This window comes from Chryseobacterium sp. DZ-32 (assembly GCF_059587025.1).
Genome location: NZ_JCAIOM010000019.1, coordinates 33,284 through 49,603, shown reverse-complemented (window position 1 = coordinate 49,603; position 16,320 = coordinate 33,284). Strand labels below are relative to the sequence as shown.

Below are 16,320 nucleotides of genomic sequence, written 5' to 3'. Positions count from 1 at the left end.
TTGTAAATTCAAATTCGTCCTTTTATTTCTTATTCTATCATGGCCACCACTCTCGCCGGAGCTGCAGATCCGCCAACAATTTTTAACGGAAATACACAGATTTTAAATCCGGATGGAGGTAATGCACTGAGGTTTGTAAGCTGTTCGATGTGTAAATATTCTTTTTCGATTCCTACACGATGACCTTCCCAGAAGAATTCAGGGTCATTCATTTCTTTGGCTTTCTGAGCCATATATTTCAGGGGAAGATCCCAGCCCCACTGATCGATTCCCATTACTTTTACGCCCTGGTCAATCAGCCATTCTGTAGCTTCTTTACTCATTCCCGTTCCTTTTTCCACAAAATCCGGAGTTCCCATCATTTTATCACGATCCGTTCTGATCAGAACAATATTTCCTTCCTGAATGGTAATTCCTTTTTTATCGAGATCTTTTTTTAAATCCTCAACAGTGATAGCAACAAAATCTTCTTTATGCGTACAGTCAATCACAATTCCATCTCCGTAGCACCATTCCAGTGGAATCTGGTCTATCGTTTTAGCTGGCTTTCCTTCCACTACAGGGCCATAATGCCAGGGAGCATCAATATGTGTTGTAGCATGAAGTCCCATATTTTTGATCGTGTCATCTGCCCATCCAATCCAGTTTTTAGGAAAAAGTCTTGATGGAAGTCTTAATGCCAGACGAATGAGCCAATGTGATTTTCTATGTGCTTTATGTTTAATTTTCACCCGCATAAACCACGGATCTCCTGCATTGTATTGGATAGGTTTTGTCAGATCGACAAGTTTTGTTTTCATATGATTTAGCTAAGGAAGCAAAGATAATGAATAAGGCAAAAAAACGAATAGATATTAGCAAACGAAAAAAAGATTAGCTATTACTAATCTTTTTCTAATTCTAATGGGTTTTCGTATTTTTTGTTTTCTTCCCGTTCTTTTTGTCTTTGCCTTATCATTTCTTGACCTTGTATAATGGTTGTTCCATAACTTGCGAGTACAGCAGCGGCATTGGCTTCATTATTTCTAACTGCTTGCTTTAATTTTTGTTGTGTGGTTTCTATCGCATCTGTATATCTGCTCTTTTTAATGGTAATTAATTTACCATTAAATTTAGATGCAGGTATAGATTTTACCAATTCAAAATCAAAATCTCCTTTATCATCTGTTATTTTAACAATCAGTCCTGGTAATCCGCTTAATTTATATGGGCCGTAAGGCAACGGAATTTCGGGATCATACCATGCTATCCAGTTCCGCCCTTTAAAAGTAACTTCTGCTTTTTTACAAATAATTGTATTGATTACTTTGGTCTCATCCACAAGCCTCCAGTTCTTTATTATTGGTTCTTTATAGGTAAGTAAAGACATTCCAGCTGATCTAAAATATTGTATATTTTCGTTGGATTGAATTATGGTAAAAGATAAACCTGTTTTTGGAATCACTACCCCTTTTTTCCAGCCAAGAGTTATACTACCATCAGCATTCTTTGTGCTTGTTCCTGAAGTGGCCATTACCGAATCACCTTTTAGCGATATAACACTTGCAAAAAATGCACGGTTATCTCCTATCTGTAATGAGAATTGTTCTTCATGCCGATAATCACTCCGTGTGTCGAATTTTGCTTTTAATTGATAGGTAAATTCCCCACGCAGAGTATCCTGTTTGTATGATTGTGTATAAAATAAAACACTATAAAATAAAATGAATATTTGTATTAGTTTTTTATGGTAATGCATAATAGATAAATTGCATTTATAGTATTTGCTTTTCAACATTTTTTGCCTTTCTCTAAATTCCTCTGGGAATCATAATCTTCTTCGGATCATTCTCATCATACATGATCTCAATAGTTCCTTGTTGAGGAATGGAAGAAAGCTTTAAAAGGCTCACAATTTTCTTATAAACAGCAATATGTTCAGTCCCTCTGAAATCTTTAAAACTTACCTGAAACATGATTTGTGGCTGATCGTTCACTGTAAGGCCTGTCTGACTTACACTGATAATATTGGCTTCAGCATTTCTTCCTGAAAAAAGAATACGTTCTTCTTTTGTATTTTTTAAAAACTTCCCGAAAATAAGCTGAAAAACCAGGACATAAATAATGGTCATCACCCCGCTGAAAATAATCGGGTGCATGAATGTCAGAAACCTCCAGCCGAAATCAAAAGATTCTCTCCAATAGAAATAAGAGTATAAGCCAATAACATAAGCAATCAATAATACAAGAAATACGATTCGTAAAATCATTCCTGATGTATTGAATCCTACTTTCTGATCACTTAAAATAAAATAAGGTTCCTGTGATACCTTAGGATTCAGCAGTACCTTGATTTTGTTTCCTACATCAAATCTTCTCTCCTGCGGTCTGGAATCATGAAACATCATTGTATGTTCTATCACCGTATTGCTGAGATTGGGAAATGAAAGCCCGACCTGAATGAGATTCATGTTTTTTTTGGGAATGTATTTCAGAAGCTTATAATCAATAATTTTGGCTTCTCTTGGAACTCCGTTCTGTACAATGGACCGGATCGTATTTTTCTCTTTAAAAGTTGTAATGAAAAGCTTGTTGATAAAGAAAATAATCACATATCCCCATATTAACAAAGAAAAACCGAGATACCCATAGCTCACCGCTAATGAATTTCTCGGTTCTGTTGCCAGCTCCTCCGTCATCATGTAAATGAAAATTGGAAAAGGAACACAGAAAAAGAAGAGAAAAGCTCCCCAGAAAATGACCATCAATTTCATAACTGTTATTTTGTAATCAGCAATAAAGTTATGATATTATTATGGAACCGGAGATTTCTTTTTATACCTCTTTTTCGAAATAAAGTCTGTAATATTTTCCTTTATCATCCTCACCCATCTCGATTTTTTGTCGGTCTCCGTGGATGTAGATATGGAAGTTTTTATCTAATTTAATGATACTTTTAAAGTGTCTCTGCGTCTTTTTTACTGCTGCTTCACTGATCGGGAACTCTTCAGCAATATTCACCTGCATGTCCTGTTCGTAGTCTGTTTTAAAGTTTACAAAACTTTCAATCACATGCTCATCTCCCAAGACTTCACTGGCAAATTCATCCAGCTTAAATTCTTCTTTTTCTTTGAAGAAATTGATAGACTTGTTCAGGAAATCTGCCTGGTCTGCTTTGGAAACTTCAAATTCCTGGGGAAGCTGTTTGGTAATATAATCTTTATACACCATCAAAGCTTCCTGCGTGTGGAAATATTCATCATCACGCTGTTTTACTTTAAGGAAATCTTCGAACCAGTAATACATATCTCCGTTTTTGTTGTTGTCAACCACGGAAAGTACATACCCTGTTTCTTTATTGTTGTTGTAGATCAAAGCAGCCTTATCAATTTTAGACAAGCCTATTCCCTGATCTTTTTCAATATCAAATGTTTCTTCTGCAGGATTGATTTTCAGGAAAGATTCTCTCTTCTCCGTTTTAAAAATTCCGATTTTATCCACTCTGTCCGGACGGTCGCTTTCATCTTCAAAAAGTACGATAAAAAGCTCGCCACTCTGAACTCTCGGATTTTCTGCCGCTTCGAAAAGATGTTTGGCAATATTCTCAGATTCCCAGATAAACTTGGATTTATCATCAAAAATTTCAGATACGGCACTGTACACCGGATTATTCACCAGATAAGTGTCACTGTAAAAATGGAAGGTTTCTTCCGATTTAAAAGAACCTAAAAAGTAATCTTCAAGCATTTCTGCCATTCCTTCTTCCAGCTTCAACTCCTCCTGGGAAAGTGTCAGCGAATCTCCGTTGATCTTATTTCCGACTCTGTGTACTATTATTTTTGAAAACATTTTCTGAATATTTGGACTGCAAAGATATTCATTCTTATCCTTACTGCGAAACTTAAAAATAATATTGATTTTGGGATAACATAAACTTTATTTTTAACCACAAAAGGCACAAAAGTTCTTATTTTAAATCCTTTAGCCCATTTTAGAAGCGTAGTGATACACACTAAAAAAGTTCACTAAAGGTGAAAATCCTAGATTTTCAAAACTTCCGAGTACTTCTTAGCTATAAAGCCGATGACCTTAAATAATTTAACAGTTCAACTCTTTTGTGACTTTGTGGTGAGTTTTAAGGCAAGTCATTTATTTTTTCTCCCATTTTGATAAAAACCTTATCATTTTGACAGGCTTTTTTGTTTAAAAAACTTGCCTGCAAAACAATAATTTATTAATTATCAATACGTTAACTACATTCTATTTTCATCGGAATATCATTGGCATCATGATTTGAAAACATAGAAAAATGGACTTAAAGACTTTAAACAGAATCGACAAGCTCAGAAGGTTAAAAAGCAAAGGACCTGCAACTCCAAAATGGCTTAAGCCCTATCATATGCTCTTTTTTGCTTTTTTAACCATTTTCATTTTTGGAGCCTTCATCAAAATGCTCGAACACTATCACCATTAAAATATAATACGATGAACTATTTACAAGCCGTAAAGGAAATCACTGATGTGGTTCCCGATTTTGAAAAAGAAGTAAAAGAAATTAAAATTCAAAACTCATACAGCATTATCCGCACCTTCACGGAACGTATTAAAAACATGATCCGCCAGAATGACAGAAATCTGCTGTTCAGGAGTTTACAAAAGATGGACAAAATTTACACTGACGGAGATACAGTATTAAAGAATGCAATTGAGACAACCTTTATCTATTCTCTGGATAATTGTACCGCTTTCTGCAGTGAGGAATACAGAAAAGTGATTTTTAGTCACATTTCTGCCAACCTTCAGAAAGTATATTCAAGACAAATTTACACTCACGGCATATAAACGTTTTGTTACATTTTTTATCCGTTTCATTACAAAGTGTTTAAATTAAACAAAATTAAAAATAACTCACAATCAATAGATTATGAAAAATAAAATCAGAAGAATTTCAGACTGGAAAACCTGGAAAACAACGACTAACAGACACAATGCAGAGATATTACTCACTCACATTGCTGTGATCGTTGGAGTATTTATTTTTGCAGCCTGCCTTTAAATTTTGGTATACATTTCGCTGCACTAAAAAGTGTTTGAAAAATTCTTAATTATGATGAAAGTAAAAATGCAAACTATTAATCAAAAAATAGCTGTTGAATACTTAAAATTTTTCTATCCGCCACTTCGCAATGAAATCACCCAGCTGTCTGTACAGGACAATTTCGCCGGGATCATGCAGGCTACCGTGAATTATCTGAAGCACCTGCTGCAGGAATCGAAGATCAATATCATTGCCCATCACATCAAGTTGATGGACTGGATCTACAGAAACGGGAATTCTTATGTAAGAACCATGATTGAAAACCTGTTTGTAAGATCTTTCGAAAGCTTCAAAAAACACGCAAAGATCCAACATTGGAAACTTCTTTACCAATATATGCCTGTCAGCTTCCAGATCATTTATAATGAACAGCAGAAGCAGGATCAAATGTATTTTGGAAAATAAATTAAGTCAAAAAGCGAAAAGGTAAATGCGCGTTTACCTTTTCGCCTTTTCATTCCTGATCGATATAACTCCCACTCTAATATGTTTCACAAATAGGTGTGAAACTTCTTTTTATAAAATATACCATGAAATACTCTTTTTATGCCCTGATAATGGCATTGTCATTAATATCGTGTGAAAACAACGACAATATAATTGATGATCCGAGACCTGTTGATAAAAATGTTTACTCGTTTCAATTTAAAAGTTATACTGTAAAAAATACGGTTTTGTACAAAGGATCAAAAGGAGAAAAATCTACTCCGGATGAATCTTACCTTACCGATTACTGGAGCCTATACCAGGAACCTGCATGGGAAAAAATAAATCTTGATCTTAAAAACAAAACGATCAGGTTATTCTCAGAAACCTCATCTACAGATTTTGCTTACAGTTTTACCATCGCGAATGATTCTGTACTGATCAAAGAGAACAACAATAATAAACCAACTTACATTGGTGATTTCCATAAAGACACTTCTTCATTCACCTTAAAAAGAACGTACAGATACGTTAAAAAAGTTCCCCGAGATGACCAGGACGCACTATTAATTACCAAAAGTTCTCATTTTGGAACAACTCAATACGAAAATATTTTCGGTAATATATTCTCCAAACCTTCTGAAATGATCAAAACAGGAGATCAGGTTTTATGGAGCAATATTGAATATTCTTATAAATAATTGTAGCTACATTTTTATTTTTTAATTATTAACTCAGAAACCAACTTCCCGTCCTGCAAGATCCGGAAGGTTTTCGTTGAGAAATATACTGTAATAATATATCTTCAGTTATTTTATTAACTTTAGATATTATTTATAAATAATGAAGAATAAATATTTTTATGGATTTTTAATCACTTTTATTTACACAGGATATAATGCCCAGGTTTCTGATACAGTAAAAAAACTGGCACAGCCTTTAAGTACTCTTTCTTATGCTGAGTCCTCCCATATTGGTTATGGAGGTGAAGAAAGTAAGATTTATAATCAATTTAAAAAAATTGCTAAAACAGCAAGTAATGATGAGCTCTATTACTATGCGATGAATGGCAGCAATGCGTTAAGGGTTTATTCCGCCAAGGAGCTATTTAAAAGAAATGATAAAAGATTCTTAGATATCTATACTTTCTATTATAACAATCCTTTAATGATGAAATATACTTTGGGATGTGTCGGAGAAAATAAAAATATTTCAAAATTTTTAAAAGATGAAGTATACTCTGCCCAGGATTATATTTCGTTGCGGGATCATTTATTGAAAAATAAAGATAAGCAAGATGAAATATCAAAATTACAATTAAGCCAAATCAGAGACCATGGCTATGGCAAGCTTACAGAAGAAAATGTCAATTCAGTTAAAAAGCATTTAGAAGAAATTGATAATAAAAAATCAAACTAAAACTTATCTGTTCAATATAATGGGCAAAACCAAAAGTATAAAAAATATTACTATACCCGCCGAATTTTTATTGGATAATAGTTTTATTTCAAAGAGTTTTTAAAGGAGCTTTAAACAAGACTTAAAATCTTTTTAATATCCTTACGGTTTTCCATATTTGGTGATTAAAAAAATAATTTTATATTTAAATTGTTAAATATTTAAAAAACATAATTATGAAAAAAGTATTATTACTTTCAGCATTTATGGTTGCTGGACTTGTTTGTGCTAAAGAAAGCACTTCTAACAAATTAGAGTCAAAAAAGGAAAAACAGCAAATTGCAGCCTTTACAAGGTATTTGGTGACTATCAAAACTATTTGTGGAACTACTTATCAAACAGTTTTTGATTCTGAATTTGATTCAAGTGATTGCCTTTACAACGAATGGGAAATGTATAACAATCAAGATTGTGGACATTCCAGTTATGAAAATCCAATGACGTAATGAAAAAAATAATAGGCTGTCTTTTAACAGCCTATTTAATTATAATATTTTGAGTACCTATGAAACCACTTTTTAGAATTTTTTTGTTATTTCTTTGTTTTAACTATGTGAAAGGTCAAGAAAAAAAAGATTATTCGGAAATCGAAGTAAAGTATAAATATAATTTTGTACAAGATACTTTGGATAAATTATCTACAATTAATGAGCCTATGGTATTACTCACTAATGGCAAAAAATCTATATATTATAGTGAAAATTATAAGGCTGCAGTGGATGGTTTTGGGAAAAAACTGGAAGATGCAATGAAGACCGGAAATATTGTTGATCCCGGCTCTCTTCCGAAATCTAAGGTAAAGCATAATGTATATAAGGATGAAAACAAAACCTATATATCAAATTATTTAGGGAGAAATTATTACACCTATGAGAGTCCTGATAAACTTGACTGGCAAATTGATAATAAAAGCACTTCTACTATTGGCGGCTATAAATGTAATAAAGCAGTTGTAAGTGTAGGAGGAAAAAAGTTTATAGCTTGGTTTACTTATGATATTCCAATAAGTGATGGTCCATACAAATTTAGAGGACTTCCTGGATTAATATTAAAGATCAATGAGTTGAATAATTATATAGGTTTTGAACTTATATCAATAAATAAAACGAGTTTACCCATTGAGCAAAAAAAAGGGTTAATTGTATCCAAAGATCAATTTATTACAAAGAGAAAAGAATATATGAATGACCCGTATCAAGGTAAAATTAATAACCCGGAGTATAGAAAAATGATTGAGGACAATAAAAGGAAGTATAACAATTCTTTAGAATAAAAAAAATAAAACACCTGAATTTACAGGTGTTTTATTTTTTACTCATTATTTCTATACATCATTATATCATTATAGCTAGCATTATGAGTGAGCTGTATACCTATAATTACAGTTGTAGCTTCATCAAAAGGATTTCTACAATATCCGTTTTGTTCCATCCAGTTACATCAATTTGATATTCACCTTTTAACAGATCTGAAATGATTAAAATAAGAAAATACTCCAACCATGCAGGATATCCTGAACCGCGACGGGTCATCAGATACACCTTATTCTGGTGCCAGTCCGGAAATGCAGAAATTCTGATTGACGAAAATATTTTTATGATGAAAACCGGTCAGGTTGTAACCATTACTTCAGGACAATTCCATCAGTTAAAATCAGTGGAAGGAGAATTGACTGCATTGGAATTTACGCTGGATTTTTTCTGTAAAAGTGATAGTGATATTGAACTTATCTTCCACAATGGTCTCTTCTGTCATTTTGGAATGAATGAAATGATCACTGTACAGCACCCTGAATTTTTCTCTGAAACATTGAACACTATTGAAAAAGAAATTCAGCAACAGCCTTACCAGTATCTGATCTCTACACATTCTCTGGTGGAATTGCTTCTGGTAGAAATCAACCGCAGTAAAATTGCCCACGGCGATGAAATATGGAAACCCGATGCTTTATTTTTAAAGTTCCTTGAAAGTGTAAGGGCAAATTTTAAAAATAATTATCAGGTCTCTCATTTTGCTGATCTTCTCGGAACCACTGAAGCCAAACTGAATGAGGTTTCAAAACTTCATACCAACAAAACGGCCCAGAATGTGATCTACAGCCTCATTATTTCTGAAGCTAAGAGACTTTTATTATATGAAAAGCTGACTGTAAAGGAAATTGCCTACCAACTTGGCTTCAATGATCCTTTCTATTTTTCAAATTTCTTTAAAAAACATACTTCACAGTCTCCCAAAGAGTATCAGAAAGCGGTAAAGGAAATTTAAAAACTTTCAGCTTCCTTCTTCAATATTACATGCTTTTCCCGGAATTGTCTATTCTTTAGGCGGCGGCTTTCGCTGAACTTTGTACTGTAATTAAAATCTAAAAATTATACGTATGAAAACGCAACAGGATACCGCCGTTTTTTTATTAAGAATTGCTCTGGCTGCCGGATTTTTATCAGCAGTAGCAAGCAGGCTGAATCTTTGGGGGGCTCAATCTTCAGGCTGGAAAAATTTTGTTCATTATACCGCTGAAACCAATTCATTTTTACCACCATCGTGGGCACCTTCTATTGCCCTATTTTCAACGGCAGCTGAAGTTTCAATAGGCTTTATGCTTCTTCTGGGTTTTCAGATAAAAAGAACAGCAAGGTACGCCTCTGTGCTCACTTTATTTTTTGCCATAGCCATGAGCATTTCTTTTGGAATTAAAGAACCTCTGGACTATTCAGTCTTCGCATTCAGTGCAGGGGCATTTCTTCTGAGTACATTTTCCCATTATAAATGGAGTTTTGATCATTTCTTACATCGATAACAATTAAAATTTATATTACATGAACACCAACATCCACGATTACATCGTAAAAACAGAACAGAAAGAATGGCAGCCTTTGATTGAAAAAGGAATTCATTATCAAGGTATTTTTGTAAAATCCTTAAAATTTGATCCTGAAAAAAAACGTTCTACCAGTATTCTTTTAAAATTTGAACCAGGAGCCAGCTATCCTTATCATAACCATCCTGCAGGAGAGGAATTATTTATACTGGAAGGTGATGCAACTATTGCAGGAGCCCGGCTTGAAAAAGGAGATTATCTATATACTCCGCCTGATTTCAAACATTCCGTGAAATCTGAACATGGCTGTACCATTCTTTTTGTTGTACCGGAAGAAGTGGAAATTCTTAGCTGATTACAAAACAAAACCACGGTAATTTTTACCGTGGTTCTTATGAATTTTAAAGAGGATGGAATTATTATTTTAAAACTGTTTCATCAGGTGATATCAGTATGAAGTCAATTAACGTTTTTTTCTTTCTTATGACATCCACCATAGTCTGTACTGAAAAGGTGAGAATAATATACAACGGGATCAGCATACACACGTATCCAATTTCATGTTGCCGATATCCGAAAATTCCTTTTCCCCACGAGATTAATATCCATTGAATCATGTACATTGAGGTCAGGTTTTTACTGCAATATTTGAGAACACGTATAAAACCATTTTCTTTGGCGTTTGCCATAAACGTATTAATCAGCCATAAAAACAGTAGTATCCAGCCTGCAAAATAAAGAACACCTCCGGGGCCCATATGATAAAAACCATTGTAATGATAATCACCATACAGAAAGACCAGCGGTGCTCCTATGGCAATAAATAACAGTCCGGCATACAGCATATTTCTAAATATCTGTTGGGTATTGTAGTTCAGCTCCTGAAACCATTTCCCGAAAAACATTCCGATGATGATAAAGGCCATCCATGGAAAAACAGGGAAATAGACATATGCCGGATAATCGGTATTGAAAAGGAGATCCAGAACATAATTGATCACAGGATAATCCAGGTTAATTCCGCTTACTTCCCTGGATACCAGCGCAACGAATAAACCTATTGCCAGAATGATATATTTATTTTTCACATACGCCCTGATAAATCCAACAAATAATAAAGACATCCCAGCCAGCTGTAAAATATCACCCAGCTGTACCAGATATACATACTGCTGTTCTATAGGTGCGCCCCAGCCATATTTTTGGATAAAATTATCGGGAGCAAAATTAAAAATGACAGGAATCATAAACTTCATAAAGTTCATGAACAACCCTGCAAATATTAGTAAAGCACCCCGTTTTAAAGCACTTTTAAGACTTTGATGACTGGAAGTCATGAAAGTAATTCCCATACAGATCAGGAAAATAGAAGTTCCCCTTCCAAGAAAAACAATAAAACTGCCGACAGCTGTTTCATATTGTGATTTTACATTGGCATACACCAATAAGGTATGTATAATGATCATTCCGATGACACTTATACCTTTTATTACATCCAGAGTAAGGATTCTTTTGTTTTGTAGTTTCATAGTTTTTAATGAAAATGTGGATTAGATGGACAAAATTGTATTCATTAATGATTTCTTTAAATTATATTTTTATTTATTCTAAATAAAACCAAATATACAAATTAAAACCATTCCTCATAATTCATGAATCAATTTTCATAAAATAGTAATACTTAAACATTTACTCCAGTATAATTACAATAATATTTTCAACACTCAAGTATGTAATTTTCCTTGAATCGTCAGACAATGAAAGTTTAATATTCTATGTCTGTAAATAAAAAACTCTTCCAGCAGGAAGAGTTTTTATCATATCTAAACTTATAGCTTTAAATCATAGCAAATGATCTTTTAGAAATCATAGCCCCGAACCAAGCATTTTTATCCAGATAGGTTGATACACAGGATTTTTAATTCCTTCCACATGATAGGGATTAGGAGGAGTACGCATATTTGTGTTTTGAACAATAGGCTGATCTAATGCAAAAACATTCTCTGCTGGGATATGGAGTGTTTTACAAATTTCCGCTAGCTCTGTTGAAGCAACCTCTTTTACATGATAAGTTGCAAAAACATTTTGAGGTGATGTTACTAATTTTTGGGAGTACCACCCTGCGGTTTTTTTCGTTTTGGAATTACTGTAATCCCACCCCCCTGAAAAGCTGATGATCCTGGCTACAGACTCATGCTGGGCAATAAATTCAGCCATTCCTCCCCCCTGAGACTGACCGGCTATAGCGATTTTGCTCCAGACAGGTTTACCTGTGTTGTGATCAAGATACTGAGACCATACACCCTCTTTATCATTTTTTGACAAATACTGTAAAAGTTTTGTCAGGCGAGGTATTATGGCATCCTGATACTGATCCGGAATAGGCAGGAAAGTATTATCACCATAAATACGTTTTCTACGGAATTCTGCAGCACAGTCAATATTTTGATTCAAATAATCTCCTTTACACACCTGCGAAACTCCAGGGGTACTTATAAAAGAAAGTGCTATAACCCTATATCCCTGCTCCAATGCTGTTTTTAAAAAACTTTGGGGAACATGAACAGTTGATCCTTTAGTCCCTGTGAGCCATAGCAGTACTTTATTATTCTTAATGGCCTTATCATAAAATACAATATGTGCACTGTCCCAGTTCTTTACCGAAGGATCAGCTTCACTGGGTTTCACCTGAATCTTTTTATATCCGGAAAAATCAATAGCAGGATTTACCTTTTGTGCTTTCAGATTTGCGGACAAACTTGCCAAAAATAACACAATAAACAGTATCATGGTGGATAATGAGGTCTTTTTTTCCATAGTATTTAAAATTAAATTAGACAATTAAAGCACTATAACAAGTGTTAAAAATCAGTTCTCAGAATAAAATCTACTCCCATTTGGGCGTGCAGCAATGTGGTGTTGAATACCGGAATCTCCAGATCATTTTCCCCGATAATAATCGGAAATTCTGTACATCCCAATATGATGCCTTCAGCACCCATCGTTTCCAGGATTACAATCTGATCCAGTATATATTTTTTTGTTTCAGGCTTTAAAATACCAAGAGACAGTTCTTTTTGTATAATGGTATGAAGTTTTTCCCTGTCTTTCTTTTGGTCGGGTACCATTATATCAATATCATATTTATCTTTTAGGATTTTCTCAATAAATGGCTCCTCCATGGTAAATACTGTCCCAATAAGCCCAACTTTACGAAGTCCTTTCTTGCGGACTGCAGTACCTATCGCATCTCCGATATGCAATATGGGAATCATACTATGCCGTTGCACTTCATGATACACTTTATGGGGTGTATTAGCACAAAACATTGCTGCAGAGGCTCCGGCTTTATATAATTGATCGCAGGCTTCAATCAGCATTGCTGCAATTATATCCCAATGATCCGACTTTTGCAACTGATGCATAGAATACTGATCAAGATTTACTAATACAAGAGGAGGATTTGTATTATTACCGAAATAATCATTGATGGTTTGGTTCAGGTACATGTAATATTCCAGCGTTGAATGCCAGGAAAGACCTCCGACAAGACCTAATTTCCGTAAGGTGGGATGGTGCAGAGGATAACCTGAAGAACTTTGATTATAATTATTCATGACAGTTTTGTTTGCAGTTCTCTGCAGCCGGTACTTGTACTGCAAAGCCGGAAATCTCACCCTCTTCTTTACAAAATAATCGTATGCAATTTATAGGGAAGTACATTTTCTATTTTTTACCAAGATTAAGAAAAAAACAGAGAGAAGCATAATAATACCCTACAACATATATACGCCACTTTGTAGGTATACCCACAAAAACTACTCACACATAGTGCCTTTTTTTGTTTTTGAAAACACACAATAAGGCGAATTACTAATCGATCCATTATGTAATAGGTTCAAAACCAATTTTTGGATTAATGATTCTTATCGTTAAAATTATTGTATTGAAATACAGGAAAATGGATAGCCCCAACTGACATGCATTCCTTCATTTATTATCCAAAACAGCAATTATAAACTCATTATGTATAGTCAATATTTTTTACAGCAACAACAAAAGAAAACATCATATTTTATTATTTAATTCACTATAATGGATGTAATACATTGGCATTTTTTAAAATCATGTATTTTATAAACAAATGAAAATGCACATATGATGTATATAAAACCTTAGCTAAAAACTACGGATTATAAAATTCAGATCATAAATTCTGATGTTCTATAGCTTTTCAGGATAAAAATTAACAAAGAAACCGAAACAAAAAGATTTGTTCCGGTTCTGTATTATCTATTCAAATTAGCCGATACATGGATATTCTTTTCAAACCTGCTATGGCTCCAATATAGATCTGAAAAAAAGATACAGATTTGTCTCGCTTTCCAGATTCAGTTTTTTCCGTATTCTGTACTTTTTTGTCTGTACAGATCTGTGCTCCATAGAGACACTCTGAGCAATTTCCTTTGACGAAAAGCCAAGCCATATCATGGCACAAAAAGTTAAATCCGATTTGGAAAGATTAGGATTTATTTTCAGCAACTCCCTGAATAATTCCGGATAGGCTTCCTGGAATTTAGGAAAAAAATCAGCTTTTTTTTCTCTGGCAAGCTGAATGATATTCTCATAATTTTCACTGAGTTTTCTTTTCAGGTCTTTTGTTTCTTCCCCTATTTCAAAAATTATTTGTTGACTTTCCGCCAGCTTTTTTTTCTTTTTTCTTACATGTAAATAAAAGTAAACGGTGATTAAAGTAACCAACAGCATTGCGATACCACTATACCACAGCGTGGTATTATTTTGTTTTTTAAACTGAACTTTTTCGTTTTCTCTATCTTTATTCAGTCTGTTGATGGAGAGGTTTACAGCCTGATTCTGGTTGGCATTAAGGCTGTCCTGCAATGAAATTGCCTTTTTCAGATATTCATTTTCTTTTTCAGCATCTCCTTCATTTTTATAAAGTCCAGACAGTTCCTTATAATTGTTAAGAAGAAGTTTAGGTCTGTTGACCTGCTTAGCCAATTCAATTGACTCCTTAATTGCGTTGATAGCCTCACTGCTTTTTCCCTGACTGTTCAGAAATATTCCATAATTCTGTAAAACAACAGCTCTCTGGAATTTGTCATGTTTAAAATTCCTGGTTTCTAAAAGCATAAAAGCCTTTTGAAAGTAATACCTGGCAGAATCAGGTTTCACCTCAAATATGGTAAAGTACCTTGCAACATTAGATATATCGAGAGGATTTGCTTCTATTTTTATAGCTTTATGCAGGTAAATAAGAGCAGAGTCAGGCCGGTCAACATTGTACATGTAAAAAGATCTGGTTGAATAGGCATAGTGTAAAAACAGACGGCAGTCACGGTTATCTTTTCTCAGCTTCAAAGCATAATTCACAGCTTTTGAATTGTATTCCAAAGCCAGCTTACTCACATCCATTTTACTATAAACCTGGGCATACTCCTGATTAATTTTACCGAAAAGAAAATTATCATTGCTTTTCCCGGATATATCTTCAGCCTTGTTTAAATATTCTAACCCTTTCTTTAAATTACCCCCAAATACATATCGGTTGGCAATATTGGCATATCCCATTGCTTCTCCTTCGCGGTAGCCAATCCGGATTGCTTCCTTTATAATTCCTTTGTTCCAACGGATAAGATCATCGTCAGATATTCTTGTCCGGAGTACTTCATTTGTTTTTATCAGTAAAGTATCAATATTCCTTTCTGTATATCGTTGTGAAAATAGTTGCGAATAACATATTATGAAAGAAAATAAAATTATTTTATTTATCTTTTTTAAAAAAAACATAATAACGAGTTATTGATTAAAGATAAAAAAATACTTATCATGACCAAATAAAATTATTATGATAAGTATATCAGATTAATATTCTCCAATTCAGAAAAACAAGAAACAAGGCAAAAGTTTCCTATCCATCATAATTTACTGTTCTGTAAAGTATAATTACTCCTTTTTTGAATGTTATCTTTTCTCTGTTTTTATTTACACGAATAACAAGATTGGGAATCACATCAAAATATATATTGTCTCCCGTTTTCACTTGCTACCGGTAATAAATTCAATTTTTTTCTTTTTTGCTTTAAAGAAATGATTCAACCTTATTATTGGTTCCGGATGTCTGGAATCTCACAAAGAGATCAGCGATTCACTTTTCTTATATACATATCTATCTTATTTTTCACAAGGTTAAAAAAAAGTGATAAAAAATGCACAATAATAACATACATCGTACATACATCATCTTCTCAAATCCCTATAAACAAAGGATTCAAAAAAATCATACATCCTTACTACACCCACTTGAAAATGCACCCTATTTCCACCTGACAGCAAAAAAAAATTCTAACCAGAATCAACAGATGTATAAAACAGATGTAAAAATTATTATAACATTAGCTGTCTCTTTATTAATTTAAATCAATAACACCCTCCTTATCTTGATTTCTCCTCTATAAATCATGATTTAAAATTATATTGGTAAACCAATCTTTATTTACAACCTCTTATAATAAGCTGA

Annotated in this window: 19 protein-coding genes; 11 read left to right on the top strand and 8 right to left on the bottom strand. The window is 33.6% G+C overall.

From position 1 onward, the window contains the following. Positions 1-29 precede the first annotated feature (29 nt). The 4 genes from AC59HC_RS18840 to AC59HC_RS18825 all read right to left on the bottom strand — a co-directional run bounded on the left by AC59HC_RS18840 (position 30) and on the right by AC59HC_RS18825 (position 3,828). The gene (locus AC59HC_RS18840) at positions 30-800 is read right to left on the bottom strand and encodes a cyclase family protein (protein WP_496559148.1); all 771 of its coding nucleotides are present in this window, start codon (positions 798-800) and stop codon (positions 30-32) included. Between the two features lie 83 nt (positions 801-883). Next, positions 884-1,777 (bottom strand): GLPGLI family protein, encoded by an 894-nt coding sequence (locus tag AC59HC_RS18835; protein WP_496559147.1) that lies wholly within the window; start codon positions 1,775-1,777, stop codon positions 884-886. 13 nt (positions 1,778-1,790) lie between these two features. Beyond that, positions 1,791-2,753: a hypothetical protein gene (locus tag AC59HC_RS18830; RefSeq protein WP_496559146.1), complete on the bottom strand. Its 963-nt coding sequence runs from the start codon at positions 2,751-2,753 to the stop codon at positions 1,791-1,793. 61 nt (positions 2,754-2,814) lie between these two features. Continuing rightward, complete coding sequence (locus tag AC59HC_RS18825; RefSeq protein ID WP_137905808.1) at positions 2,815-3,828, bottom strand: nucleoid-associated protein; 1,014 nt, start codon at positions 3,826-3,828, stop codon at positions 2,815-2,817. Between the two features lie 460 nt (positions 3,829-4,288). Here AC59HC_RS18825 and AC59HC_RS18820 point away from each other — a divergent pair, with 460 nt between their 5' ends. The 11 genes from AC59HC_RS18820 to AC59HC_RS18770 all read left to right on the top strand — a co-directional run bounded on the left by AC59HC_RS18820 (position 4,289) and on the right by AC59HC_RS18770 (position 10,134). After that, positions 4,289-4,453: a hypothetical protein gene (locus AC59HC_RS18820; RefSeq protein ID WP_227943058.1), complete on the top strand. Its 165-nt coding sequence runs from the start codon at positions 4,289-4,291 to the stop codon at positions 4,451-4,453. Positions 4,454-4,464: 11 nt separating this feature from the next. Beyond that, positions 4,465-4,821 (top strand): DUF7674 family protein, encoded by a 357-nt coding sequence (locus AC59HC_RS18815; RefSeq protein ID WP_431611066.1) that lies wholly within the window; start codon positions 4,465-4,467, stop codon positions 4,819-4,821. Positions 4,822-4,903: 82 nt separating this feature from the next. Then, complete coding sequence (locus AC59HC_RS18810; protein WP_262486817.1) at positions 4,904-5,035, top strand: hypothetical protein; 132 nt, start codon at positions 4,904-4,906, stop codon at positions 5,033-5,035. Positions 5,036-5,086: 51 nt separating this feature from the next. Beyond that, positions 5,087-5,482, top strand: coding sequence for a DUF7674 family protein (locus AC59HC_RS18805; RefSeq protein ID WP_496559145.1), 396 nt, complete (start codon positions 5,087-5,089; stop codon positions 5,480-5,482). Positions 5,483-5,607: 125 nt separating this feature from the next. Continuing rightward, entirely contained in the window at positions 5,608-6,204 is a 597-nt protein-coding gene (locus AC59HC_RS18800) for a hypothetical protein (protein WP_202838832.1), read from the top strand. A gap of 142 nt (positions 6,205-6,346) precedes the next feature. Next, positions 6,347-6,922, top strand: a complete 576-nt coding sequence (locus AC59HC_RS18795; RefSeq protein ID WP_496559144.1) for a hypothetical protein — start codon at positions 6,347-6,349, stop codon at positions 6,920-6,922. A gap of 215 nt (positions 6,923-7,137) precedes the next feature. After that, the gene (locus AC59HC_RS18790) at positions 7,138-7,407 is read left to right on the top strand and encodes a hypothetical protein (protein WP_114822606.1); all 270 of its coding nucleotides are present in this window, start codon (positions 7,138-7,140) and stop codon (positions 7,405-7,407) included. A 59-nt stretch (positions 7,408-7,466) separates the two neighbouring features. After that, the gene (locus AC59HC_RS18785) at positions 7,467-8,234 is read left to right on the top strand and encodes a GLPGLI family protein (RefSeq protein WP_202838830.1); all 768 of its coding nucleotides are present in this window, start codon (positions 7,467-7,469) and stop codon (positions 8,232-8,234) included. Positions 8,235-8,434: 200 nt separating this feature from the next. Beyond that, a complete protein-coding gene (locus AC59HC_RS18780; RefSeq protein WP_496559143.1) occupies positions 8,435-9,226 on the top strand; it encodes a helix-turn-helix domain-containing protein in 792 nt (263 codons plus the stop codon). 112 nt (positions 9,227-9,338) lie between these two features. Beyond that, on the top strand, positions 9,339-9,758 hold the full coding sequence (locus AC59HC_RS18775; protein ID WP_496559142.1) for a DoxX protein: 420 nt from the start codon (positions 9,339-9,341) through the stop codon (positions 9,756-9,758). A 19-nt stretch (positions 9,759-9,777) separates the two neighbouring features. Continuing rightward, positions 9,778-10,134, top strand: coding sequence for a cupin domain-containing protein (locus tag AC59HC_RS18770; protein ID WP_202838827.1), 357 nt, complete (start codon positions 9,778-9,780; stop codon positions 10,132-10,134). Between the two features lie 64 nt (positions 10,135-10,198). Here AC59HC_RS18770 and AC59HC_RS18765 read toward each other — a convergent pair whose 3' ends face one another. The 4 genes from AC59HC_RS18765 to AC59HC_RS18750 form a co-directional block, all read right to left on the bottom strand. Continuing rightward, positions 10,199-11,308, bottom strand: coding sequence for a heparan-alpha-glucosaminide N-acetyltransferase domain-containing protein (locus tag AC59HC_RS18765; protein ID WP_496559141.1), 1,110 nt, complete (start codon positions 11,306-11,308; stop codon positions 10,199-10,201). Between the two features lie 337 nt (positions 11,309-11,645). Next, entirely contained in the window at positions 11,646-12,596 is a 951-nt protein-coding gene (locus AC59HC_RS18760) for a BPSS1187 family protein (protein ID WP_496559140.1), read from the bottom strand. A 44-nt stretch (positions 12,597-12,640) separates the two neighbouring features. Then, positions 12,641-13,396, bottom strand: a complete 756-nt coding sequence (locus AC59HC_RS18755; RefSeq protein ID WP_411413572.1) for an aspartate/glutamate racemase family protein — start codon at positions 13,394-13,396, stop codon at positions 12,641-12,643. A 718-nt stretch (positions 13,397-14,114) separates the two neighbouring features. Next, positions 14,115-15,590 (bottom strand): LuxR C-terminal-related transcriptional regulator, encoded by a 1,476-nt coding sequence (locus AC59HC_RS18750; protein ID WP_202838823.1) that lies wholly within the window; start codon positions 15,588-15,590, stop codon positions 14,115-14,117. Between the last annotated feature and the right edge of the window lie 730 nt (positions 15,591-16,320).

Coding starts and splice junctions, on each gene's coding strand:
- AC59HC_RS18795 (WP_496559144.1), top strand. CDS start 6,347: ATGAAGAATAAATATTTTTATGGATTTTTAATCACTTTTATTTACACA.
- AC59HC_RS18785 (WP_202838830.1), top strand. CDS start 7,467: ATGAAACCACTTTTTAGAATTTTTTTGTTATTTCTTTGTTTTAACTAT.
- AC59HC_RS18765 (WP_496559141.1), bottom strand. CDS start 11,308: ATGAAACTACAAAACAAAAGAATCCTTACTCTGGATGTAATAAAAGGT.
- AC59HC_RS18835 (WP_496559147.1), bottom strand. CDS start 1,777: ATGTTGAAAAGCAAATACTATAAATGCAATTTATCTATTATGCATTAC.
- AC59HC_RS18820 (WP_227943058.1), top strand. CDS start 4,289: ATGGACTTAAAGACTTTAAACAGAATCGACAAGCTCAGAAGGTTAAAA.
- AC59HC_RS18840 (WP_496559148.1), bottom strand. CDS start 800: ATGAAAACAAAACTTGTCGATCTGACAAAACCTATCCAATACAATGCA.
- AC59HC_RS18810 (WP_262486817.1), top strand. CDS start 4,904: ATGAAAAATAAAATCAGAAGAATTTCAGACTGGAAAACCTGGAAAACA.
- AC59HC_RS18775 (WP_496559142.1), top strand. CDS start 9,339: ATGAAAACGCAACAGGATACCGCCGTTTTTTTATTAAGAATTGCTCTG.
- AC59HC_RS18800 (WP_202838832.1), top strand. CDS start 5,608: ATGAAATACTCTTTTTATGCCCTGATAATGGCATTGTCATTAATATCG.
- AC59HC_RS18825 (WP_137905808.1), bottom strand. CDS start 3,828: ATGTTTTCAAAAATAATAGTACACAGAGTCGGAAATAAGATCAACGGA.
- AC59HC_RS18805 (WP_496559145.1), top strand. CDS start 5,087: ATGATGAAAGTAAAAATGCAAACTATTAATCAAAAAATAGCTGTTGAA.
- AC59HC_RS18790 (WP_114822606.1), top strand. CDS start 7,138: ATGAAAAAAGTATTATTACTTTCAGCATTTATGGTTGCTGGACTTGTT.
- AC59HC_RS18770 (WP_202838827.1), top strand. CDS start 9,778: ATGAACACCAACATCCACGATTACATCGTAAAAACAGAACAGAAAGAA.
- AC59HC_RS18780 (WP_496559143.1), top strand. CDS start 8,435: ATGATTAAAATAAGAAAATACTCCAACCATGCAGGATATCCTGAACCG.
- AC59HC_RS18750 (WP_202838823.1), bottom strand. CDS start 15,590: ATGTTTTTTTTAAAAAAGATAAATAAAATAATTTTATTTTCTTTCATA.
- AC59HC_RS18815 (WP_431611066.1), top strand. CDS start 4,465: ATGAACTATTTACAAGCCGTAAAGGAAATCACTGATGTGGTTCCCGAT.
- AC59HC_RS18755 (WP_411413572.1), bottom strand. CDS start 13,396: ATGAATAATTATAATCAAAGTTCTTCAGGTTATCCTCTGCACCATCCC.
- AC59HC_RS18830 (WP_496559146.1), bottom strand. CDS start 2,753: ATGAAATTGATGGTCATTTTCTGGGGAGCTTTTCTCTTCTTTTTCTGT.
- AC59HC_RS18760 (WP_496559140.1), bottom strand. CDS start 12,596: ATGGAAAAAAAGACCTCATTATCCACCATGATACTGTTTATTGTGTTA.